18 protein-coding genes and 2 tRNA genes are annotated in these 21,896 nt (G+C 36.9%); 14 read left to right on the top strand and 6 right to left on the bottom strand.

The window, feature by feature from the left end; genetic code table 11:
• Positions 1–125 precede the first annotated feature (125 nt).
• The gene (locus ACFO3O_RS13215) at positions 126–2,972 is read left to right on the top strand and encodes a M16 family metallopeptidase (protein WP_379979561.1); all 2,847 of its coding nucleotides are present in this window, start codon (positions 126–128) and stop codon (positions 2,970–2,972) included.
• A gap of 164 nt (positions 2,973–3,136) precedes the next feature.
• Here ACFO3O_RS13215 and ACFO3O_RS13210 read toward each other — a convergent pair whose 3' ends face one another.
• Positions 3,137–3,379: a hypothetical protein gene (locus ACFO3O_RS13210; RefSeq protein WP_379979559.1), complete on the bottom strand. Its 243-nt coding sequence runs from the start codon at positions 3,377–3,379 to the stop codon at positions 3,137–3,139.
• A 463-nt stretch (positions 3,380–3,842) separates the two neighbouring features.
• Here ACFO3O_RS13210 and ACFO3O_RS13205 point away from each other — a divergent pair, with 463 nt between their 5' ends.
• Positions 3,843–5,765 carry a tetratricopeptide repeat-containing sensor histidine kinase gene (locus ACFO3O_RS13205; RefSeq protein WP_379979557.1) on the top strand — a complete coding sequence of 641 codons (1,923 nt, stop codon included), beginning with the start codon at positions 3,843–3,845 and terminating at the stop codon, positions 5,763–5,765.
• 94 nt (positions 5,766–5,859) lie between these two features.
• On the opposite strand, the gene ACFO3O_RS13200 is transcribed toward ACFO3O_RS13205, so the two are convergent.
• From ACFO3O_RS13200 to ACFO3O_RS13190, 3 genes are all read right to left on the bottom strand, one after another.
• A complete protein-coding gene (locus ACFO3O_RS13200) occupies positions 5,860–6,597 on the bottom strand; it encodes a LytR/AlgR family response regulator transcription factor (protein WP_379979555.1) in 738 nt (245 codons plus the stop codon).
• Between the two features lie 86 nt (positions 6,598–6,683).
• On the bottom strand, positions 6,684–7,514 hold the full coding sequence (locus ACFO3O_RS13195) for a DMT family transporter (RefSeq protein WP_379979553.1): 831 nt from the start codon (positions 7,512–7,514) through the stop codon (positions 6,684–6,686).
• 183 nt (positions 7,515–7,697) lie between these two features.
• The gene (locus ACFO3O_RS13190; protein WP_379979551.1) at positions 7,698–8,840 is read right to left on the bottom strand and encodes an acyl-CoA dehydrogenase; all 1,143 of its coding nucleotides are present in this window, start codon (positions 8,838–8,840) and stop codon (positions 7,698–7,700) included.
• A gap of 82 nt (positions 8,841–8,922) precedes the next feature.
• Between ACFO3O_RS13190 and ACFO3O_RS13185 the strand changes: the two genes are divergently transcribed.
• The 10 genes from ACFO3O_RS13185 (at position 8,923) to ACFO3O_RS13140 (ending at position 19,595) form a co-directional block, all read left to right on the top strand.
• Positions 8,923–9,993 carry an anhydro-N-acetylmuramic acid kinase gene (locus tag ACFO3O_RS13185; RefSeq protein ID WP_379979549.1) on the top strand — a complete coding sequence of 357 codons (1,071 nt, stop codon included), beginning with the start codon at positions 8,923–8,925 and terminating at the stop codon, positions 9,991–9,993.
• Between the two features lie 157 nt (positions 9,994–10,150).
• Positions 10,151–11,377, top strand: a complete 1,227-nt coding sequence (locus ACFO3O_RS13180; RefSeq protein ID WP_379979547.1) for a Glu/Leu/Phe/Val dehydrogenase dimerization domain-containing protein — start codon at positions 10,151–10,153, stop codon at positions 11,375–11,377.
• Positions 11,378–11,400: 23 nt separating this feature from the next.
• On the top strand, positions 11,401–12,771 hold the full coding sequence (nhaD, locus tag ACFO3O_RS13175) for a sodium:proton antiporter NhaD (RefSeq protein WP_379979545.1): 1,371 nt from the start codon (positions 11,401–11,403) through the stop codon (positions 12,769–12,771).
• Positions 12,772–12,822: 51 nt separating this feature from the next.
• Positions 12,823–13,527 carry a MotA/TolQ/ExbB proton channel family protein gene (locus tag ACFO3O_RS13170; protein WP_379979543.1) on the top strand — a complete coding sequence of 235 codons (705 nt, stop codon included), beginning with the start codon at positions 12,823–12,825 and terminating at the stop codon, positions 13,525–13,527.
• 1 nt (position 13,528) lies between these two features.
• The gene (locus ACFO3O_RS13165) at positions 13,529–13,921 is read left to right on the top strand and encodes an ExbD/TolR family protein (RefSeq protein ID WP_379979541.1); all 393 of its coding nucleotides are present in this window, start codon (positions 13,529–13,531) and stop codon (positions 13,919–13,921) included.
• Positions 13,922–14,031: 110 nt separating this feature from the next.
• On the top strand, positions 14,032–14,865 hold the full coding sequence (locus ACFO3O_RS13160) for an energy transducer TonB (RefSeq protein WP_379979539.1): 834 nt from the start codon (positions 14,032–14,034) through the stop codon (positions 14,863–14,865).
• A 125-nt stretch (positions 14,866–14,990) separates the two neighbouring features.
• Positions 14,991–15,344 (top strand): hypothetical protein, encoded by a 354-nt coding sequence (locus ACFO3O_RS13155; RefSeq protein WP_379979537.1) that lies wholly within the window; start codon positions 14,991–14,993, stop codon positions 15,342–15,344.
• Positions 15,345–15,561: 217 nt separating this feature from the next.
• Positions 15,562–16,779, top strand: coding sequence for a bifunctional folylpolyglutamate synthase/dihydrofolate synthase (locus ACFO3O_RS13150; RefSeq protein WP_379979877.1), 1,218 nt, complete (start codon positions 15,562–15,564; stop codon positions 16,777–16,779).
• A 23-nt stretch (positions 16,780–16,802) separates the two neighbouring features.
• Complete coding sequence (locus ACFO3O_RS13145) at positions 16,803–17,099, top strand: hypothetical protein (RefSeq protein WP_379979535.1); 297 nt, start codon at positions 16,803–16,805, stop codon at positions 17,097–17,099.
• A gap of 3 nt (positions 17,100–17,102) precedes the next feature.
• Positions 17,103–19,595, top strand: a complete 2,493-nt coding sequence (locus ACFO3O_RS13140; RefSeq protein ID WP_379979533.1) for an Hsp70 family protein — start codon at positions 17,103–17,105, stop codon at positions 19,593–19,595.
• 10 nt (positions 19,596–19,605) lie between these two features.
• Here ACFO3O_RS13140 and ACFO3O_RS13135 read toward each other — a convergent pair whose 3' ends face one another.
• Together ACFO3O_RS13135 and ACFO3O_RS13130 are read right to left on the bottom strand one after the other, a co-directional pair.
• On the bottom strand, positions 19,606–20,745 hold the full coding sequence (locus ACFO3O_RS13135; RefSeq protein ID WP_379979531.1) for a hypothetical protein: 1,140 nt from the start codon (positions 20,743–20,745) through the stop codon (positions 19,606–19,608).
• Positions 20,746–20,837: 92 nt separating this feature from the next.
• Positions 20,838–21,332 carry a hypothetical protein gene (locus tag ACFO3O_RS13130; RefSeq protein ID WP_379979529.1) on the bottom strand — a complete coding sequence of 165 codons (495 nt, stop codon included), beginning with the start codon at positions 21,330–21,332 and terminating at the stop codon, positions 20,838–20,840.
• Between the two features lie 167 nt (positions 21,333–21,499).
• Between ACFO3O_RS13130 and ACFO3O_RS13125 the strand changes: the two genes are divergently transcribed.
• Positions 21,500–21,577: transfer RNA gene (locus ACFO3O_RS13125), tRNA-Val, on the top strand.
• 39 nt (positions 21,578–21,616) lie between these two features.
• Positions 21,617–21,691, top strand: a tRNA-Val gene (locus tag ACFO3O_RS13120).
• The last annotated feature ends 205 nt before the right edge of the window (positions 21,692–21,896 follow it).

Genomic DNA, 21,896 nt, shown 5'->3' with positions numbered 1-21,896 from the left:
AAGACGTGTTGTAATATATAAAAACCATTATAATTTTTCACGAAAGTGGGTGTTTTGTCATTGTATTAACGTTTGCTCATTTCCATTTTAGTTATCTTCGGCACCTAATTTTAAGTGTACTCTATATGAAATTTTTTCGTTTGTTAAGTCTATTTTGCGCTGTTCTGTTTGTGGTTTCGTGCGCTCAGGAAAAAACAGGAACTACGGCAAAAGATTCACAAGAATTTAAAGTCCCTTTTGAAAAATTCACCTTAGATAACGGATTAACCGTTGTTCTTCATAAAGACACCTCAGACCCTGTGGTCGCTGTGGCATTAACCACTCATGTTGGTTCTGCTAGAGAAATTGAAGGGCGTACAGGATTTGCACACCTTTTTGAGCATTTATTGTTTTTAGAATCTGAAAATTTAGGAAAAGGCGGACTTGATAAAATGAGTGCACGTATAGGAGGATCGGGCGCCAACGGATCTACCAGCAGAGACCGAACCAATTATTTTCAAACCGTACCGAAAGATGCCTTAGAAAAAATGATATGGGCAGAGGCAGATAAGTTAGGCTATTTTATCAATACGGTCACAGATCCAGTACTTGCCAAAGAGAAGCAAGTCGTAAAAAACGAAAAAAGACAAGGTGTAGATAATCGTCCATATGGGCACGTACAATATGTCGTAGATAAAAATTTATATCCAGAAAATCATCCGTATAATTGGCAGGTCATAGGATCATTAGAAGATTTGCAAAATGCCACGTTACAAGATGTAAAAGACTTTTATAATCGTTGGTATACACCCAATAACACAGTATTAACCATCGCTGGAGATTTTGATACAGCGCAAACCAAAGCATGGGTGCACAAATATTTCGATGAGATAAAAAAGGGGGAAGAAGTACCTGTACTCGAAACCCCTCCAGTAACAGTTGTAGAAACTAAAAAACTATATTACGAGGATAACTTTGCTCGTACACCTCAACTTACCATGTCATGGCCTACCGTACCCTTATACCACAAAGATTCGTATGCGCTTACGTTACTGGCAAGGTATCTTTCAGATGGAAAAAAAGCTCCTTTTAATGAAGTATTGGTAGATGACAACCAGCTTACTTCCAATGTGACAATGTACAATTATGCATCTGAGTTGGCAGGGCAATACCGTGTTCAAGTTCGCGCTTTTACAGGAAAAGATCTGGATGAGGTTGCGCAAAGTATTGATGACGCTTTCGCGAAATTTGAATCAGAAGGCATCCCGCAGGCTGCTATAGATCGTATTAAAGCAGGACAAGAAACCGATTTTTATAACGGTCTTTCCAGTGTTCTTGGAAAAGGATTTCAGTTAGCACAATACGAAACCTTTGCTGGTGATCCTGGATTTATTGCAAAAGATATAGAGAATATTTTAGCGGTCACCACAGAAGATGTAATGCGTGTATACACTACCTATATTAAGGATAAAAACTTTATTGCCACCAGTTTTGTGCCTAACGGACAAGTAGACTTAGCCTTAGAAAACTCAGTATTAGCTGAAGTCGTTGAAGAAAAAATAGTTGATGGGGCAGAAGATTCCTTTGATGCCAGTATTGTGGCCACCTATGAAAAAACACCTTCTTCCTTTGACCGCTCTGTCGAGCCCCCATATGGGAATGCACCAGAGCTGAATATTCCTGAAGTATGGCAAAAAGACCTTTCTTCTGGAATAAAAGTATCAGGAATTGAAAACTCAGAAGTACCTCTGGTAGAATTCCAACTAAAGTTTGATGGAGGGTTATTATTAGAAAATCCTGAAAAAGTAGGGGTTTCTAATCTAATGGCTCAATTAATGACCAAAGGAACAGCGACCAAGACAACGGCAGAACTGGAGGAAGCTATTGAAAGCTTAGGCGCCTCTATTTATGTCTATGCAGGAGATGAAAGCGTCACTGTTTCTGGAAATACACTCGCTAAAAATTATGAAGCGACCATGGCTTTGGTCGAAGAAATCATTTTACAACCACGATGGGATGAAAAAGAGTTTGAGATCATTAAGCAAAGTGTTACAAATCAAATCGTACAACAACAAGCTAACCCAAACAGTATTGCAGCCAACCAGTACACAAAGCTCATTTATGGAGACAAGCACATCTTATCCCATAACCGATTAGGAACTCCTGATTCTGTAGCTGCTATTACAATAGATGATTTAAAAGCATTTTACAAAAACCTATCCCCAACGGTTGCCAATATGTATGTGGTAGGAGACATAAAAGAAGATAACGTTATTGCGTCATTAGCTGGCATTAATCAAAATATGGAAGCTGCTACAGTGACCATTCCTAGCTATGAAATGCCTGTACGACCAGAACAATCTAAAGTGTATTTTTATGATGTGCCTGGTGCCAAACAATCGGTATTGCGTTTTGGGTACCCTGCCCTTGCTGCAACAAATCCAGATTACTATCCAGCACAAGTAATGAATTACCGACTAGGTGGGGGAGGATTTGCGTCACAGCTTACACAGCAACTACGAGAAGGAAAAGGATATACGTATGGAATCAGATCTAGTTTTAGTGGTACCGCTATTCCTGGCGCATTTACAATCTCCAGTGGTGTCCGTTCTAATGTTACGTATGAAAGTGCTGCGTTGGTAAAACAAATTCTTGAAGAATATGGAGAGAATTTTAATCAAGAAGATCTAGAGGTGTCTAAAAGCTTTTTAATTAAAAGTAATGCCCGTGCTTTTGAAACGGGTAGAGCAAAATTGGGAATGCTCTCTAATATTTCAGAATTAAACCTTCCTGTAGATTATGCAAAACAACGTGAAGCTACGGTGAGAGAAATGACGGTAGAAGAAATCAAGGCACTTTCTGACAAATACTTGGATCCTAATAAAATGATTTATTTAGTGGTCGGAGATGCCAAAACACAGCTAAAAAAAATGGAACAATTAGGGTATGGAACACCCGTGTTGTTAAACCCTAAAGAAGCTATCAAGAAATAGATATATAGAATTGTTTGTTTCTTTAGTACAAAAGAGTGCTTTAATAAATATACTCATGTCTCAGGCTGATAAAAGGTGAATAAGCAGGGTCGCTGTTAAAAAAAAAGAGTTAGAATATCTTAGAAAAGATAGTCTAACTCTTTTGATTAAGATATGAGGCTTAATTATGCGTTGCCACCATTAGCTACACATTGCCAATCCCAACCGTATCCTGGCGTATTTGATGGCCCACAAAAAACTTGCGTACAAACAGAACCATTCGTACAAGGGCTATCACAAGTATCGTTGTTTCTGCACCCTGAAAATGGGCCTCCGCCACCAGGTTTAGGTCCTCCACCTTTAATTGATTTCTGAGCTTTTTTATTTAATTCCTGAGCTCCTTCTAATTTTAAAATGTTTTTTAACATAATTGTAAAATTTATTATAATTAATGTTCTGTGAACATTTATAGACACTCACAGTTTGTGTCTTTTCTTGCAAGGATGTTTTTCTTAGATATATTGAAAAAGTATACTAAATATGTTAATGGGTTGTCCTTTAATAAGATTCTAAGTTTTTAGAGAGAGTGAGTGGTGTGTCGATAAAAAACATGAATGATTTAACTTAGTGAACCTTTTAAGATGTGTATTCCTAGTTTATACTTTATTTCTTACGTTAAATCTAGGTAGATGTGAACTCAAATTTTACAACTAAAGTTTGAGCGTTGGTATTATTGTGACAAACGTCTCTATTTTTTTTGTAAGCGTATGGGGTATGCCTATTATCTTATAACGATAAGACTATGTTTAGTAGGAGTATAGGGAACGTGAAATTTAAAAATGATTATTTTAGCCACAGACGACTATTTTTATAGATTATAATTCCCTATACATGACATTAAAAACACTATTTATTTGGATATTCACTAGTGTAACTTCTCTATCTTTTTCTCAAGAAACTGCTCAAGAAGTTTTTAAGGCAGAAATAACATACACACAAGAAATGATAGACACTATTATTTCGCATCATCTAAGAAATATTAAACCACTAAAAAATGCTTCAGAATTAAAAAAAATGTTAGAGTCCAATGACCAACTTTCTGGATGGGTGCATTATAATTTTTTCAAAGCTGCTGAGTTTACTGTTGAAAAAGAGTATGACTCTGTAGTGAAATATGCTGATCGGGCTATACAATCTTATGAAAATTCAAAAAGCAAAAGAGATTTTGAAGAAGAGAGACTGTTCTATAGTTACTATCTCAAAGGACGTTCCTTAGCATATTTGCAAAAATTTGAACAGGCTATATTGAGTCATCAAATGGCATTGGAGTACACAAAGAAATATCCTTACAAATGGAAAAGCTTTATTGTTTCTGCCATTGCAAATAGTCATTTAGAAATTGGGAATGATAGTATTGCATTAGACTATTATTTGAAGATTTCTAAAGATTCTCTTTACATGTCTATTGATAGATCTTCAGTAACTACATATACAAGAATAGGGACTATTTATTATGATTTTGAGGATTTAGAGTCTTCAAGAAAATATTATCAAAAGGCAATTGATAAATCTGAAAATGGAAAATATAAAAGTAACATGTGGATATTATATAATAATATAGGGGATATCTACAAAAAGAAAAACAATATTGATTCGACACTGTTTTATTACAAAAAAGCAATTAATTATTATGATGATGCTATTCAATCTAGCACAGGTACTAATAATTTGTTTAATTATTTAAAAGGGTATATTGAATTGTATGAAGGTGATATTAATCAATCAATATACTATTTTAATGAAGTAATAGCGTACTTTAAAGAAAAGCCTATAAGTAATAAGGATAGAAAAGATTTATTAGTGCAAGTGTATGCCGCGTTAGGAGATGCCTATGGAAAAACTAATAATACAGAAGGGTTAAAAACTACCTTGGAAAGTTCTAATAAACTTATAGAAAACTTTTATCAACATCAATTAGAGGTAAACCTGAATGATCTTGAATTAAAATATCAGACGAAAGAAAAGGATGACTCTATTAAATTATTAGAAATAACAACTGAAAATCAGGAAGTAATCATAAAGCAACGTAGTATAATTAATTGGGTGTTAGGAGGTTTATTGTTGTCTTTTGTGAGTTTGGGCTTTTTGTTCTATAGGCAAAGGCAATTGCAAAATAGATATAAGGCATCTAATCTAGAGCAGCGGTTATTACGCTCTCAATTAAACCCTCATTTTTTGTTTAACGCTTTGAATTCTGTTAGTGGGCTTGTTTATAAGAAGTCAGATCAGGCAATACCCTATATTTCAAAATTAGGAAACCTATTACGATCTATATTAGAGAACTCCAGAGAAGAGTTTATTTCGCTTAAAGAAGAACTAGAAACGATAAACACTTACCTAGAATTGCAATCTAATTTCTCAAAAAAGTTTGCTTTTAATATTCATGTAGATGAAAACCTTGATCAAGAGGGATTATTGATTCCTCCAATGTTTTTGCAGCCTTTCGTGGAGAATGCTATTGATCATGGCTTTAAAGGAGCAGAAGGAGAGAAAATAATCATTACTATTATTCAAAACCTAAAGGATCAAGTGCTCTATTTTTCAATAGAAGACAATGGTATTGGGTATTCTAAAGCGATTAAAGATAGAGAATACGAATTAGGACATAAATCATTATCCGGTACAATTCTTAAGGAGCGTTTAGATATATATGCAAGAACGTTTAACAAAAAAGCGAGATGTATTATTAAGGATAAAGATACAGGTAGTGGGACAAAAGTAGAGCTTTGGTTGCCATACCTTATGGAAGATTGATTTCTTAGTTATGTATAAACTATAAATGATTAAGAGAAATACGTTGCTTAAAAGAAATGCTAGTTTACAAGTATCTTTTTAAGGGAGGTTTGATTTATGAAAGCCGATGTATTAGCTCAGTTAATTTTCTTTTATTTCGCGCAGAGACATGTACTCTGTCAGCATTGTTTAGGATAATAGTTTCTTTTTTATAGATAGACGCGATGCAATTTATGTTTATAATAGTAGAGCGATGTGCTTTAAAAAAAGAAACCTCTGGAAGTAGAGATTCATAGTACTTCATGACTTTAGAAGCCAATAGCTTTCTGCCATCGTTCAAGAATATAGAAGTGTAATTCCCCTCAGCTTCTAGCTTAGTGATATCTGTAATTTTTATTAGGATATGCTCATTGGTGGTCTGAATAAGGAGCTGGCCATGTTTGTTCTGGGTAAGGTTTTTAAATAACTCAAATTTCTCTATCGTGAATAACCGCTGTTTTAATTTCACATAATGATTTATGGTGGCAAGTAGCTTAGGGATGTCTATAGGTTTTGTGATATAATTTAGTGCAAAATGATCAAGTGATTTTTGAATAAAATTCTCAAAAGCGGTAATAAAAATAACTTCAAAGTCGGGTTCTTTAACTGTGTCAAAAATTTCAAAAGATAAGCCGTCAGTTAACTCTATATCCATGAAAACCAACTCAGGATCATAACGATCTATCAATTTTATAGATTCTTGAACAGAGGTAGCATATCCTAAAATATGAATTGTAGGGAAATGCTTTTGTAAGATTTGCGAAAGATACGCTTGGGCCTCTTCATTATCTTCGATGATTATAACAGAAATCATATTTTTAGATTCATTTAATCATTTAGGTAAAAGAAGTCTAATATATCTAAAATTATTAGAACTATTATTTTTATTATTAATACTAATTACCCCCTCCGTTTAATCCATACATTCAAGAGCATTCCTAAAACGACGAGTGTCATTCCAAAAATGGGCCAGAACGAGTAGCTTTCGCCAAACAAGAAAAAGCCAAAAAGTAAGGCATATACAAGCTCCATATATTTGATGGGCGCCACCGTACTTGTGTCAGCTAGTTGAAAAGATCGGGTTAAGAAAACTTGACCTATAAGCCCTAAAACGCCAATGCCACAAACCCACCACCATTCATTACCTACAGGCATACGCCAGTATTGAATAAAAAACAAACTCCCTACAATAGAAAAGACCATAAAGTAGTTGATAATTGTTAAGTAATGCTCGCGCGATCCTAGATACCGTACAATGGCAAATACACCTCCTACCAAGAGCGATGAAAACATGATAAGAACAAAACTCAGCGTGTCTATCCGAAAATCAACTCCTTTCATAATAAAAGCACCCACTAGTGATAGAACAAGGCAAATCCATTGCCAGAACTTTACTTTTTCCTTCAAAAAAAAATAGGCAAGAATCACACTAAAAATAGGAGCTGTATACCGTAAAGCAACCGCAGAACCTAAGGGGATGTCTTGTACCACCTTAAAGAATAAAGCAAGCGAAACAAAACTCAAAACCCCTCTTAGACTGAGCCAAAATACATTTGTGCCAATTACGGGTACTTTTTTGTAAAGCATGTAAGGAAAAATAAAAACAAACGTTCCTGTGGCTCTAAAGAAAACCACCTGAAGCGGGTGAAAGTCTTGTAGGTATTTTGCCAGAAGGTTCATCCACGCAAAGGTGAATGCGGCAATAAGCATGTAGACAATTCCTCTAATCACAGAGATGATTTTGTTTGCGGTACTAAGGTACGATAAATGAAATTGTCTTGATAAAAAAAGCGAGTCTGTGTAGACTCGCTTTGGGGATTGTATGTTCTATACTTTACCGCTTTGCTCTTCCTAGGATCGTGAATCTCACAAGTCCGCTTTCGCGAAAGCGTAAAAAGATGTATGAAAACTTGCTTATTCCTTAATTAAACTTCTGGAAATCACAATCTTCTGAATCTCTGAAGTTCCTTCATAAATTTGAGTGATTTTTGCATCACGCATTAAACGCTCTACGTGGTACTCCTTTACAAAACCATTCCCTCCATGTATCTGTACGGCTTCTACCGTGTGCTCCATGGCTACTTTTGAAGCATATAATTTTGCCATCGCACTAGAGCGATCATAATTATTGCCTTGGTCTTTATCCCAAGCAGCTTTCATAACTAAATGACGAGCAGCATCAATTTCGGTATACATATCGGCAAGTTTGAAGGCAATCGCTTGGTGATTACATATTTCTGTGCCAAACGCTTTGCGTTCTTTAGAGTATTTAAGCGCTAATTCATAAGCTCCAGAGGCAATTCCTAGGGCCTGAGCAGCGATTCCGATACGACCTCCAGAAAGTGTTTTCATAGCAAATTTGAACCCAAATCCATCTTCTCCGATTCGGTTTTCTTTAGGTACTTTTACATCATTAAACTGTAAGGTATGGGTGTCACTACCTCTAATACCTAATTTATCTTCTTTAGGACCTATTTCAAAACCAGGCATTCCTTTTTCTACAATAAATGCATTGATTCCGCGGTGTCCTTTGGATCTATCCGTTTGTGCGATTACGAGGTATACATCAGAACGTCCTCCGTTGGTAATCCAGTTTTTGGTACCATTTAATACGTAATGATCTCCATTGTCTATCGCGGTAGTTGCTTGTGATGTAGCATCAGATCCAGCTTCTGGCTCACTTAAACAAAAAGCCCCTACAAACTCACCTGTAGCTAGTTTGGTAAGATATTTTTGTTTTTGCTCCTCATTTCCATACGCTTCAAGTCCATAACAAACCAAAGAATTATTTACAGAGACAATCACAGAAGCAGAAGCATCTATCTTAGACAACTCTTCCATAACTAATACATATGAAATAGCATCCATACCACTTCCTCCATATTTTGGATCTACCATGATTCCTAAAAAGCCGAGATCCCCCATTTTTTTAACAAGTTCGGCAGGAAAGTGTTGTTTTTCATCACGTTCTATAACGCCAGGGAGTAATTCTGTTCTAGCAAAATCACGTGCTGCGTCACGTATCATTATATGTTCTTCAGTTAAACTAAAATCCATTTGGATGTATTTTTTAAGAATTATGTAAAAATTGTATGCAAAGATACTAGAATCTTACATTTTTCTCAATAATTTTAACGTGATGAAAAGAAAATACTATAACGTTATCGGAGTGATGAGTGGTACGAGCCTAGATGGGATAGATCTCGCCTACATAAAGATGACCATAAACCCACACTATAAAGCGGAGGTGATTGTGGCAGAAACGTACGCCTATCCTGAAATCTGGATAGAAAAACTTCAAAAAGCAGTTCATTATAACAAACACAAACTTCAGGAATTAAACGAAAGTTATACAGAGTATCTCGGAGAGGAGATTAATCAATTTATGGAGAAAAATACGATATCTCGCGAGCAAGTAGATGCCATATGCGCTCACGGACACACTATTTTACATCAACCCGATCAAGGATATACGTTGCAAATAGGAAATTTACCAGAAATCGCAACCATTACCCAATGTAGGGTAGTTTGTGATTTTAGAGTACAAGATGTGGCATTGGGCGGTCAAGGCGCTCCTTTGGTGCCTATTGGCGATACCTTGCTATTCTCGTCGTATGAGTATTGCCTCAATTTAGGAGGATTTGCTAATGTTTCTCTTCAAAAAGGGGGTACTCGCATTGCGTATGATATTTGTGCGGTCAACACGGTGCTTAATGAATATGCGCAAAAATTAGGAGCTGCGTATGATGATGGGGGCGCTTTCGCGAAAGCGGGAACAACCCATATCCCATTATTAGAGCAACTCAATGCGTTGCCATTTTTTAAAAAATCACCACCCAAATCCCTTGGAATAGAATGGGTGCACAGGCATATTTTTCCTTTGATAGAAAAGTTTGATCTAGAACCTAAAGACGTTTTAGCCACCTTTACAGCGCATATCGCACAACAACTTGCCAATCAATTTGAAGAAGGAAGCACGGTTTTAATTACTGGAGGCGGTGCTTATAATACGTTTTTAATGACACAACTGAAGCAACTCAAGGATGTGAATATTGTCCTTCCAGACCCAATGCTGATCGAATATAAAGAGGCGATTGTTTTTGGATTATTGGGGGTGTTAAAGTTAGAAGGAAAAAATAATTGCTTGGCAAGCGTTACAGGAGCAAGCAAAGACCATAGCGCTGGGATGATTTGGTTACCTTCTGTTTAATTGCCTAGTTAAAAGACGCATAGTAGTTTTTATGCAGGTGCAATTGTATGGTATCCGCGGGATTAGCTTTTTCTACCCATAATTATAAGTTCTTTTACTAGATAAGTACATTGTACTTTTTATATTTGTAACACACTATAATGTGTTTATACAACCTATGAGACACCTCCTTTCAAAGTACGAAGAAAAATCTCCAGAAATTGTTTTTCATTGGAATGACCCAGAAACCGAAGCAGAAGGCTGGGTAGTTATTAATTCATTACGTGGTGGTGCTGCTGGTGGTGGTACACGTATGCGTAAAGGGCTTAATATGAATGAAGTCCTTTCATTGGCAAAGACTATGGAAGTAAAAATCACCGTATCTGGACCTGCTATTGGAGGCGCCAAGTCAGGCATCAACTTCGATCCTAAAGACCCTCGTAAAAAAGGAGTATTGGAACGCTGGTATAAAGTGGTTTCTCCTTTATTAAAAAGCTATTATGGTACGGGAGGAGATCTAAATGTAGATGAAATCCATGAAGTGATTCCAATTACAGAAGAAAGTGGTGTGTGGCATCCCCAAGAAGGGGTGTTTACGGGGCATTTTCAACCTACAGAAGCCGATAAAATTAATCGCATCGGACAATTACGTCAGGGAGTAATTAAGGTGATAGAAAATCCAAAATTCTCTCCAGACGTTACACGTAAGTATACGGTAGCAGATATGATTACAGGATATGGTGTGGCTGAAGCCATACACCATTATTACGATATTTATGGAGGTGACATCAAAGGAAAACGTGCCGTTGTACAAGGCTTTGGGAATGTAGGAGCAGCAGCAGCCTATTACCTCGCTCAAATGGGCGCTAAGATTGTGGGGATTATAGATATTGTAGGAGGTCTTATCAAAGAGGATGGATTTTCTTTTGAAGAAGTACAAGCTATGTACCTTGCTAAAGCTGGAAATACACTAGGCGGTGATGATTTGATTCCTTTTGAAGAAATGAATGAGCGTATTTGGAATCTTGAAACAGAAATTTTTGCACCTTGTGCAGCTTCCCGATTAATCACACAAGACCAAATAGACCGAATGATCGATACAGGATTGGAAGTGATTTCTTGTGGAGCGAATGTTCCTTTTGCAGATAAAGAAATATTTTTTGGTCCTATCATGGAGCATACAGATGCTAAGGTGAGTCTCATTCCAGATTTTATTTCTAATTGTGGGATGGCGCGTGTATTTGCTTATTTTATGGAACGTAAAGTACAAATGACAGACGACGCTATCTTTAATGATACGTCTATGACCATTCGAAATGCGATCCAACAGACCTATGATCAAAACCCAGATAGAAAAAATATTAGCAATACCGCTTTTGAAATTGCATTAAAACAACTACTTTAAAAGCTTCTTAAAAACCAACTTTTATGGAATCAGTTATTATTCTAATTTTTGTTATTGGCTACTTGTCAATTACCCTTGAGCATCCTTTAAAACTTGATAAAACCGTCCCCGCACTTATTATGGCCTCATTGATGTGGGCATTTTTAGCTGTTGGATTTAGTCAAGGTTGGTTTAATGTAGTAGATTCTCACGAAGAAGTTTTTAATTTCTTAACCGGAGGCGATGATGCCCTCCATGGTTTTGAAAATACCTTATTACATCATTTAGGGAAAACAGCAGAGATTCTCGTATTCCTTATTGGAGCGATGACCATTGTAGAAATTATAGATCTGCATCGTGGTTTTGAAGTTCTTAAAACAGCCGTACGCACCAGAAGCAAGAGAAAATTATTATGGATTATCGGAATCTTAGCGTTTATCTTGTCTGCAATTATTGATAACCTTACTGCAACAATTGTTTTAATTACGCTATTGCGAAAGTTAATAAGCAACAAAAACGAAAGGCTTTGGTTTGCAGGTCTTGTGGTGATTGCTGCAAATGCAGGAGGGGCTTGGTCTCCTATTGGAGATGTAACAACCACAATGTTATGGATTGCAAATAAAGTATCTGTTGGCGGACTTGTAACGACATTGGTAATACCATCTATTCTTTGTTTTGCAATTCCTTTTTTCATTGCAATGTACTTGCCTGCCTTTAAAGGAGACATAGAAGTCGAAGAACTAGAAGATGATGAAGAAGCAGGGCGTTTACTAAGTAGTAAAACCATGTTATTTTTAGGACTCGGAATGATTGTCTCTGTGCCCGTATTCAAAACGCTAACACATTTACCTCCTTACATGGGAATGATGCTAGCACTAGGAGTTGTATGGCTCGTCTCAGAATACATTCACCCAGAAGAAGATTTTTCTAAAGAACGTCGTCATTTATACTCTGCTCACAAAGCATTATCTCGTATAGAAATCAGTAGTATTTTATTTTTCTTAGGGATCTTAATGGCAGTTGGTGCTTTAGAAACCTTGGTCTATGGAACTATAGGAGGCGAACAAGTAGGGACATTACGCTATCTAGCCGAAGCCTTACAAGCTGCAATTCCTAATCAAGACGTAGTGGTCGCATTATTAGGAGTATTCTCAGCGATTATTGATAATGTGCCTTTAGTAGCAGCCTCGATAGGAATGTATGGTAGTACACCTCTTGATGCCGATTTATGGCACGCCATCGCATTTGCGGCAGGAACTGGAGGAAGTATGTTGATTATTGGTTCGGCAGCTGGAGTTGCTGCGATGGGAATGGAGAAGATCGATTTTATATGGTATCTTAAAAAAATCTCTTGGCTTGCGGCTGTAGGATTTTTGGTAGGCTACATATACCTTGTCATCATGTTCTCATTATAACACATACTTATTCCTCATATAATGCGTTATGAACTTAACTAATCCTGAATTATGATTAATATGTTACTGCAAGATGGCGCTCAAGATGCCGCCGATGCACTTACTACAGAAGAGCCTGTAGAAAAAACACTATCTATTATAGACCTTTTGGTTACTGGAGGCGTCTCTGGTATGGTCATTATAGGTGTTTTATTTGTCTTACTTTTTGTGGCTATATACATCTATTTTGAACGTTTATTTGCGATCAAAGCAGCCTCAAAAATAGATAGCAACTTCATGAATCAAATACGTGACAATGTCTCCAATGGAAATATTGAAGCTGCAAAAATTCTATGTGCTCAAACCAATTCGCCTGTGGCGAGACTTACCGCAAAAGGAATCTCCAGAATAGGAAACCCTCTTGAAGATATCAATACAGCTATAGAAAATAGTGGTCGTTTGGAAGTATATAAACTTGAAAAAAATGTAAGTGTACTTGCAACCATTGCAGGAGCCGCTCCTATGATAGGATTCTTAGGAACTGTTATTGGAATGGTCATGGCCTTCCATACGCTAGCGACTAGTAGTGGGCAAGCAGAAATGGGAACCTTAGCCGAAGGTATCTATACCGCAATGACTACCACGGTTGCAGGACTTATTGTAGGTATTGTTGCGTATATGGGATATAATCATCTCGTTGTACGTACAGATAAAGTAGTGCACTCGATGGAAGCCAATGCGGTAGATTTCTTAGACCTTCTTAACGAACCTATCTAGTATGAACTTACGAGGAAGAAATAAAGTAAGCCCAGAGTTCAGTATGAGTTCTATGACAGATATTGTATTTCTGTTGTTGGTCTTTTTTCTATTGACCTCTCCAGCGATTACACCCGATGCCTTAGACCTTATATTGCCCAAAGCAAAAGGGAAGACCAGTAATAAGCAAAACCTTTCGGTTAGTATTACAAAAGACCTTGATTTTTATGTAAATAAAGAACGTGTGAGCGAACAGGGGATAGAAGCATTTATTACCAGTGAATTAAGCGGGGTTGAAGAGCCAACGATTATTTTACGAGCAGAAGAGGGGGTTCCTATCGAGAATGCTGTAAAAATCATGGATATCGCCAACCGTAATAAATATAAGATTGTATTAGCGGTACGACCTAATTAAAAAGAGAATGGGTACGCTCCTGCCTGCCGGCGAGGCAGGTTCGCGAAATGGCATGCTGAGCTTGTCGAAGTAGCGTATAAACGAATCCCTGAATTAATATATACTATAAAGTGCCATACCTAGATACGCCACATAAGAAGAAATCCTTTACCATAAGTAGCATTATTATGGCAATCATCTTATTGTTAATGTTTTGGGTAGGAATGGACTATATGGATCCACCGATAGAAGGAGGGATTGCCGTTAATTTTGGCACCTCTAGTGTAGGATCAGGAAATGTACAGCCGACACAACCCGTAGCATCGGCTCCTAAAAACACAGCACCAGAACCTGTACCAACTCCACCTCAACCTGAAATTACGGAAGAAGTGGTGACACAAGACATAGAAGATGCTCCTGTGATAGAGGAAAAACCGAAAGAAACACCGAAGCCTAAGGTAAATAAACCTAAAGAAAAGCCTGTTGAAAAACCTGTAGAAGAAGCAAAGCCAGATCCTACGCCAGATAAGAGCACCACCAATGCATTAGATGCCCTAATTAATGGCCCAAAAAAAGATGGTGTGGCTCAAGGAGGCGAAGGTGACGATAATCAGGCAGGTGATAAAGGGGATCCTAATGGCGATCCTAATGCATCCAGCTATTACGGAACAGGAAAAGGACTGGATGGTGATGGGAATTACCAACTAGGAGGGCGTAAGGCTTTAGGAAAACCCAAACGCATTCAAGAATGTAATGAGGCTGGAATTGTTGTGGTGAGTATAGAAGTAGATCGTACAGGGAAAGTAATCAAAGCTGTACCTGGTGTACGTGGTACAACCAATAATACAAAATGTTTATTAGACCCTGCAAAAGCTGCGGCGCTCGCTACAAAGTTTAATGCAGATTCCAATGCACCTTCCAAACAAATCGGTAAAATCGTATACCGTTTCAGCCTTTCTGATTAAAAAACCTCTCATTTTAGTAAAATTGACACGTTCTATGTCTTTATTGACATCATAACGTATGTAAGTGATTTTGTGTTTGTCGACTTAATAGGCAGATAAAAAATAACATAAATCAACGATACAAAATGGAAAATCAAATCGAGAGTGCCTTGTTAGATCTTAAGGGATTACTAGGAAAAGGCCAATTTCTAGAAGCTATGGATACATACTTAGCAGATGATGTTATCTTACAAGAAGCGAATAACGAGCCTAAGGTAGGAAAGCAAACGGCTATTCAAGCAGAAAAGGAATTATTGGCTACTGTAACTCATTTTGGAGGATATGAAATGAAAAATATTGCTATAAAAGGGAATATATCTTATTATGAGGCCGTAATGGAGTTTACAACCAATGATGGTGTCTCGCATAGATTTGAACAAGTCAACCGCACGATTTGGAAAGATGGAAAGATCATCAACGAACGCTATTTTCACGCATAGTTGAAAAATAATCAGTACTATAAAGGGGAAAGATGTTCACATCTTTCCTCCTTTTTTATGAATAAGAAATCGTATTCGGTAGCGTTTCCTTTTATAGATCAATTATGTATCTTTAATATTTAAACGGAATCGGTATAAGAATCTACTTTTTTACAGACAAAAGGGAAGTCAAGAGGTATTTTTGAGTGCGCATATTAAAAATTAAAAATATATAACCATCACCTATCAAGAAACAATCGCGTGGCTCTTTAGCCAGCTTCCCATGTACCAACGTCAGGGGGCTGTAGCGTTCAAAAAAGACCTTAGTAATACGTTATTGCTAGCAACGCATCTAGGAAATCCGCATGCAAAATTCAAATCGGTACATGTAGCCGGTACAAATGGTAAAGGCTCTACGAGTCATATGCTTGCGTCTGTATTGCAGGAAGCGGGGTATAAAGTAGGGTTATATACTTCCCCACATCTTAAAGACTTCCGAGAACGTATTCGCGTCAATGGGCTACCAGTGAGTGAAGATTATGTGGTCAATTTCGTCACCGAAAACAAATCTTTTTTGGAAGCCAATACTTTATCATTTTTTGAAATGACTGTGGGAATGGCATTTGCCTATTTTGCAGATGAGCAAGTGGATATTGCGATTATAGAAGTAGGAATGGGCGGACGATTAGATAGTACCAATATTATTACGCCTGAAGTGTCCGTGATTACCAATATTGGATTAGATCATATGCAATATTTAGGGGATACCCATGCTGAGATAGCCGCAGAAAAAGGCGGTATTATTAAAGAGGGAATTCCTGTGGTCATTGGGGAGTATCATCCTGAAACGGAAAAGGTGTTTGGTATGCTTTCGCGAAAGCGGAATGCGCCCCTTTTTAAAGCATATTCCTTTGATGCGATCCCTATGAAATCTGACTTGAAGGGAGCTTATCAGCAACATAACATCAGAACCGTACAAGTAACCGTAGCACAATTGCAACAAAAAGGATATGGCGTAGGGATACAACATATCGCCAAAGGATTATTGAATGTTGTAAAGAATACAGGATTACAGGGTCGTTGGCAATTAGTAAGTGAATATCCAACCATTATTTGCGATACGGGACATAATAAAGAAGGACTTTCCTATGTGCTACCTCAGCTACAAACGATCAAATACCATCACTTACATATTGTCTTAGGGGTAGTGTCCGATAAGGATTTGGATGAGATTTTGCCTCTATTCCCAACTCATGCTACGTACTATTTTTGCAAGCCTGATGTGCCAAGAGGGATGGATGTTGCTATTTTAAAAGCGGCTGCTTCTCGGTATAATTTAAAGGGAGTAGCCTATGGTTCTGTAGGGGAAGCGCTGGATGCAGCAAAGGAAAAAGCAACCGCTCGTGATTTTATATTTATAGGTGGTAGTACGTTTGTAGTCGCAGAAATACTTTAAATTGGTATCAGAATAACAATGTCATGACAGAGATTATTAATCAGGTTTTTTCGATACAGGAAAAAACGACAAAAGCTGAGATTACACCTTTACAACGTAACTTGGATAGGATTTTATATGAGTTTGAGCAGATGGGGTATCAAGTGATAAATCCGCAGGGAACGGTTTATAAAAATGAAATGACCGATGTAGAGGCCAAGATTGCTGGTGATTTGAGGAAAGACTCAAAAATCACAAAGGTGTTAAAGCCTATTATTTATAAAAAAAATGACACTGGAGCGTTACAATTAGTTCAAAAAGGAATTGTCATTGTTGATTAGCGTATGAGAACGATAAATTTTGCCATAGATTTAGGAACGACTAATAGTTTGATTGCTAAAGCGAGCGAAGATGGTGTAAAATTATATAACAATCCGATCGGATTGAAACAAACCTTACCTTCTTGTATTGCCTTTAGGGGCGGTAGAACGGTGGTAGGTGATAAAGCGCTCGATTACTTAGAAAAAGATGCAGAAAATGTATGTATGCTTTTTAAGCGAAAAATGGGTTCTCAAGAAACGTATACCATTCCTTCATTACAGAAAGAAAAATCACCTATTGATCTGTCTGCGATTATTCTCACGGAATTAAAGAATTTTGTGGGAGAGGCAATCATAGATTCTGTAGTGATTACCATACCGGCTTCATTTGATACGATTCAGTCGAATGCTACAAAAAAGGCAGGCTATTTGGCAGGTTTTAAAGAGGTAGTGCTTCTGCAAGAACCTATTGCGGCATGCCTTGCTTTTGCAAACACCATTGGATTTGAAGGTACTGAAGAGAAAAAATGGATTGTCTATGATCTAGGGGGTGGTACGTTTGATGTAGCGCTCGTTAGCGTTACCGATCGGGAGATTAAGGTACTCGATAATGTAGGGGATAACTTTTTGGGAGGCGCCGACTTTGATAGTTTGATTGTTGAAAAAATAATGATTCCTTTTATAGAAGAAAAAATAGGCGTTCAAGGACTTTGGTCGCGTATCAAGCAAAAAGGAACCAATAAAGGGGTTTATTTTGAATTGTTAGGTAAGGCAGAAGAAGCTAAAAAAGAACTCTCTTTGCACGAAAGTACCGAGGTCGAAATCGATATGGAAATTGAGGGCGTATTGGTGACGGAGTATCTAGAAATTACCCGAGGTAGTTTTGAAACGAATATTACTCCAAAAACTGATCGAACGATTCAATTTATCAAAGATGTTATTTCTAATAATCAATTATTGAAAACAGATATTGATCGATTAGTTCTTATAGGAGGGAGTACGTATGTACCTCTCATTAAAAACAAAATAAAGCAAGAGATTGGTGTTCTGGTAGATGCTAGTATTAACCCTACAGCTGCTGTGGTTGAGGGAGCTGCGTATTATGCAGGTTCCAAGCCTTCAAAGCTTGAGATGGAGGATGTAGAAGAGGATTTACAGGAGAGGATTAAAGATGATATTCATTGTGCTTTCTTTTATGAGCAGAATACGCGGGATTTGGAAGAGCTTATTTCTTGTAAAATAGAGATAGGTCACGCACCAAAATATAGATTGCTCCGGTTGGATGGCGGATATGACTCGGGGATTAAATCAATCAATACAGATGGGTTTGCAGAGTTTGTGCCGTTATTACCAAAGGCGACTAATCGTTTTAAAATGCAATTATTAGATGCTTCTAATCAAGTCCTAAAGTCCTACGATACGATAACGATCAATCAAGGGAATTATAATGTCCAAGGGCAACCTTTGCCAAATGATATTTGTATGGAAGTAGATGATCTTGATGCTTCTAGTACTCGATTGGAAGAGATTTTTAAAAAGGGGAGTGTACTACCTTTAAAAAAGAAATTATACAAAACGGCTTCAAAAACTATTTTAAGGCAATCTAAAACAAGCCTTGTGATCAATATCATTGAAGGTAAATCAAATGGATTGCCAAGTTCTGGCTTGAGCATTGGGTTTATAGAAATATCGGGAGAGCACCTAGAAGAAGACCTTATAAAAGGGACAGACATAGAAATAGATGTCGAAATTTCTGAATCTAGGGATGTGAAGATTAGTGTCTATTTACAAGCTTGTGATCAAGAATTTGAAAATGTTTTTAGCGAATCTGAAAGAGCGATTAGCATTAAAAAAATAAACACAGAAGTAAATACCATCCTTAATGATTTGGAAACTTTAATCAAAGAGGCTAACCAAAGTGAGCATTTTGAATTTTCAGGTCAATTAGAAAAAATACGCATCGGACTTCTGGAAATTCAGATTGAATCTATGCTTATTGAGGAAGGAGATGTTTCTGATAAAAAGTATCAATTGGATGATGCAAAACGACATCTGATTTACGAATTTGATGCCTTAACCAGAAATAAAGCGATTGCGAAAGAAATTGAAGATTATCAAGATGTTAAAGAATCGGTTGCGTACCAATTAGAACAAAACAATCAAGAGAATTTACGTAAGAAATACGACCGCATTGTGGAAAATGAAAAAGCGGTTATTAATTCAGGAAACAAATTTTTGATACATGCTAAAATCAAGGAATTTAATGAATTATATAATTTGATTATCCATACAAATGATGAGAATTTCATTCCTTATTTTATGTCTCTTAAATACGCATCTGGATATACAGATACTAAAAAAGCCGATAGACTTATTAAAGACGGAGAAAAAGCCCTTGATAAGCAAGATTACAAATCGCTTCGATATATTGTGTATGGGTTGTCTGCGTTATTACCAGATGAAGATCGTGATAAGAGACAGCAATTCAATGATGATTCTAAGACAGGGTTAAAGTAATGGTGTTAGATTATTTGTAGTACTTGTTGTAAAAATCTCTATACAAGGTCTCAATTGCTTCTAACTCTTCCATTTCTGTATTATAGAGTTTTAAGGATTCTATACGTTTGTATCTTAAATTCCTAGTCTCGTTATTATTTTCTTTAAACGGCATGACATCTATTCTGGATGAAGTATTGAGCGATGTAATTTTATAAAGATGAGAGAGATCTTGTCTTTTTGAGAAATTAGAGAATTTTGATATCTCAAAATCATTACCTGCATAAAAAGCGATAGAGTCTCCTTCTTTAAAATCTAAAATGGCATTGTCGTTTTTAGGAATTATTATCGCTTGATCCACCCCGTCTTTGAGTCTAAAAATAATAAGTTCTTTTTGAGTGTCATTATTAATGACCAATTTTTCTTTTCCACTAGAACTTTCTATTTCTATAGGATTAAAACTTTTGGGGTAGGGGTTTGTAAAAGGGGTTATTTTCACAATATCCTCTGGCTCTTTGTTGTCTCCTCTTGATACTTTTCTTTTTAGACTATATAAAAATCGAATGTGACTGTCTTGCGAATACCCTTTAGGACGATTAGGTAGTGTTGTGTATTCCGTCGTGAATGTTTGCTCCATCTCACCCACAGTGATTGCATTTTCTTCTTGGGTGACCTCCTGTGTATCCTCTTCCACATATGCTTCTGTGCTCTCTATGATAGTTTCTGCAATTTCTTCTTCTATAGGTTGTAAGCTATCGGAGTCGGTGCTGTATTTATTTTGATTTCGCTCATTTGCGGTTATAATTCTTTGGAAATCTATGGTGTCATTATAATAATCGTTATAAGTGGGACCGTCATCAGAAAAACTTACAATGGCTCTAATCACAATAAAAAGAATGACAATGATTCTCACTACCATAAATACGTTATTGCCACCATCACTCGTATATGAGCCTTTTTCATCTGTCTCTGAGAAATCAATCCTTGACATACTTGATTTTGCAGTTTCAGCATTTTTCTCATATACCTCTTGTTGGTAGGGATTAGGAGGTTTTAATCTACCAAAAGCAACCATTGCAGAGGCGGCAAACTCCCATTCTTGATTTATGGTTTTTAAGTGACTGTTGTACACTTCTATAATAGTACTATTTACTTCGGTCACTTCATCCATGATGGAGTCGATATAGATATTAAGGCTATCTATAAACTCTGAATTTCTTAAGAAATATACAGGCTGAGAGGATTCTTTTAATTTACCTTCTGCTATATAGCTATATAGCTATTTGCATAATTAAGACGTGTGGTAAAAAAGTTGATGATTAGTTGTCGCACCTCTTCAGTAAAAAAGCGCTCCTGAGATGCTATCCGTACTAATAAGTGGTATTTACCTTTAGAAAGGATATAGGTAAGCGTAGGCTTGAGCGTTTGTATTAAAAAAGGGCTTATAAATACTTTTGAAAAAGCAGCGACAGGGCGAGGGTTGTAGGTAGATTCAAATGATTTTTGAGTCAACTCCTCTGGCTTCCCTAACAGAATATTTTTTAACCATAGATGGCTTTCAATAAAAAGATGCGCTTCTTTGATTTCTTGATTTTCGAGCTGGCTTACAAGTTCAGAAAGTTCCCCTAGGTTGCTTTTGTTTTCTAGAACAGCTTTTGCTTTAAGCTGTTTTTGGATACGAATAATATGCGCAGCATCTATCTGAGCAATGTCATTTAATGTAATCCCAAGTTCATCTATTAAAGAAATATATTTCAAGAAATCTTTTTGAGCTAAGATATTAAAATTAATAGTTAGTCTTTATCTCTTTGTTTTAAGGGTTTAGAATTCTTTTGAGAACTTTTTTCATGAAGAGGCTATTTTTTTCACTAAAACGTTTTACACTCACAAACTTTAGCTTATATTTGCACCCGCATTGAAAGAAAGGGCGCTTAGCTCAGTTGGTTCAGAGCACTTGGTTTACACCCAAGGGGTCAGGGGTTCGAATCCCTTAGCGCCCACCACTTTTTCTCAATGCAACAAGAGCCCATCTTGTAAAAATAGGGCGCTTAGCTCAGTTGGTTCAGAGCACTTGGTTTACACCCAAGGGGTCAGGGGTTCGAATCCCTTAGCGCCCACAAAAAAAGTCTCAATGAAATGAATTTCATTGAGACTTTTTCATTTTATGTTAGTACGCTCCTGCCTGCCGGCTAGGTATGGATCAAGTCCAAAACTTGTGGGATTTTAGGATTATGCAAAAATAGTAGATAATCTAAAAAGGAAGAATTCTACATTTCTAACACCTCTGAATTGTGCTCTAAACGCTTTTATCTTGGCATTAAA

Source organism: Dokdonia ponticola (assembly GCF_042653865.1).
GTDB classification, from domain to species: Bacteria; Bacteroidota; Bacteroidia; order Flavobacteriales; family Flavobacteriaceae; genus Dokdonia; species Dokdonia ponticola.
The sequence above is the reverse complement of the archived record's forward strand: the minus strand, read 5'-3'. Positions and strand labels throughout refer to the sequence as shown.

Coding starts and splice junctions, on each gene's coding strand:
- ACFO3O_RS13215 (WP_379979561.1), top strand. CDS start 126: ATGAAATTTTTTCGTTTGTTAAGTCTATTTTGCGCTGTTCTGTTTGTG.
- ACFO3O_RS13210 (WP_379979559.1), bottom strand. CDS start 3,379: ATGTTAAAAAACATTTTAAAATTAGAAGGAGCTCAGGAATTAAATAAA.
- ACFO3O_RS13205 (WP_379979557.1), top strand. CDS start 3,843: ATGACATTAAAAACACTATTTATTTGGATATTCACTAGTGTAACTTCT.
- ACFO3O_RS13200 (WP_379979555.1), bottom strand. CDS start 6,597: ATGATTTCTGTTATAATCATCGAAGATAATGAAGAGGCCCAAGCGTAT.
- ACFO3O_RS13190 (WP_379979551.1), bottom strand. CDS start 8,840: ATGGATTTTAGTTTAACTGAAGAACATATAATGATACGTGACGCAGCA.
- ACFO3O_RS13185 (WP_379979549.1), top strand. CDS start 8,923: ATGAAAAGAAAATACTATAACGTTATCGGAGTGATGAGTGGTACGAGC.
- ACFO3O_RS13180 (WP_379979547.1), top strand. CDS start 10,151: ATGAGACACCTCCTTTCAAAGTACGAAGAAAAATCTCCAGAAATTGTT.
- nhaD (WP_379979545.1), top strand. CDS start 11,401: ATGGAATCAGTTATTATTCTAATTTTTGTTATTGGCTACTTGTCAATT.
- ACFO3O_RS13170 (WP_379979543.1), top strand. CDS start 12,823: ATGATTAATATGTTACTGCAAGATGGCGCTCAAGATGCCGCCGATGCA.
- ACFO3O_RS13165 (WP_379979541.1), top strand. CDS start 13,529: ATGAACTTACGAGGAAGAAATAAAGTAAGCCCAGAGTTCAGTATGAGT.
- ACFO3O_RS13155 (WP_379979537.1), top strand. CDS start 14,991: ATGGAAAATCAAATCGAGAGTGCCTTGTTAGATCTTAAGGGATTACTA.
- ACFO3O_RS13145 (WP_379979535.1), top strand. CDS start 16,803: ATGACAGAGATTATTAATCAGGTTTTTTCGATACAGGAAAAAACGACA.
- ACFO3O_RS13140 (WP_379979533.1), top strand. CDS start 17,103: ATGAGAACGATAAATTTTGCCATAGATTTAGGAACGACTAATAGTTTG.
- ACFO3O_RS13135 (WP_379979531.1), bottom strand. CDS start 20,745: ATGGATGAAGTGACCGAAGTAAATAGTACTATTATAGAAGTGTACAAC.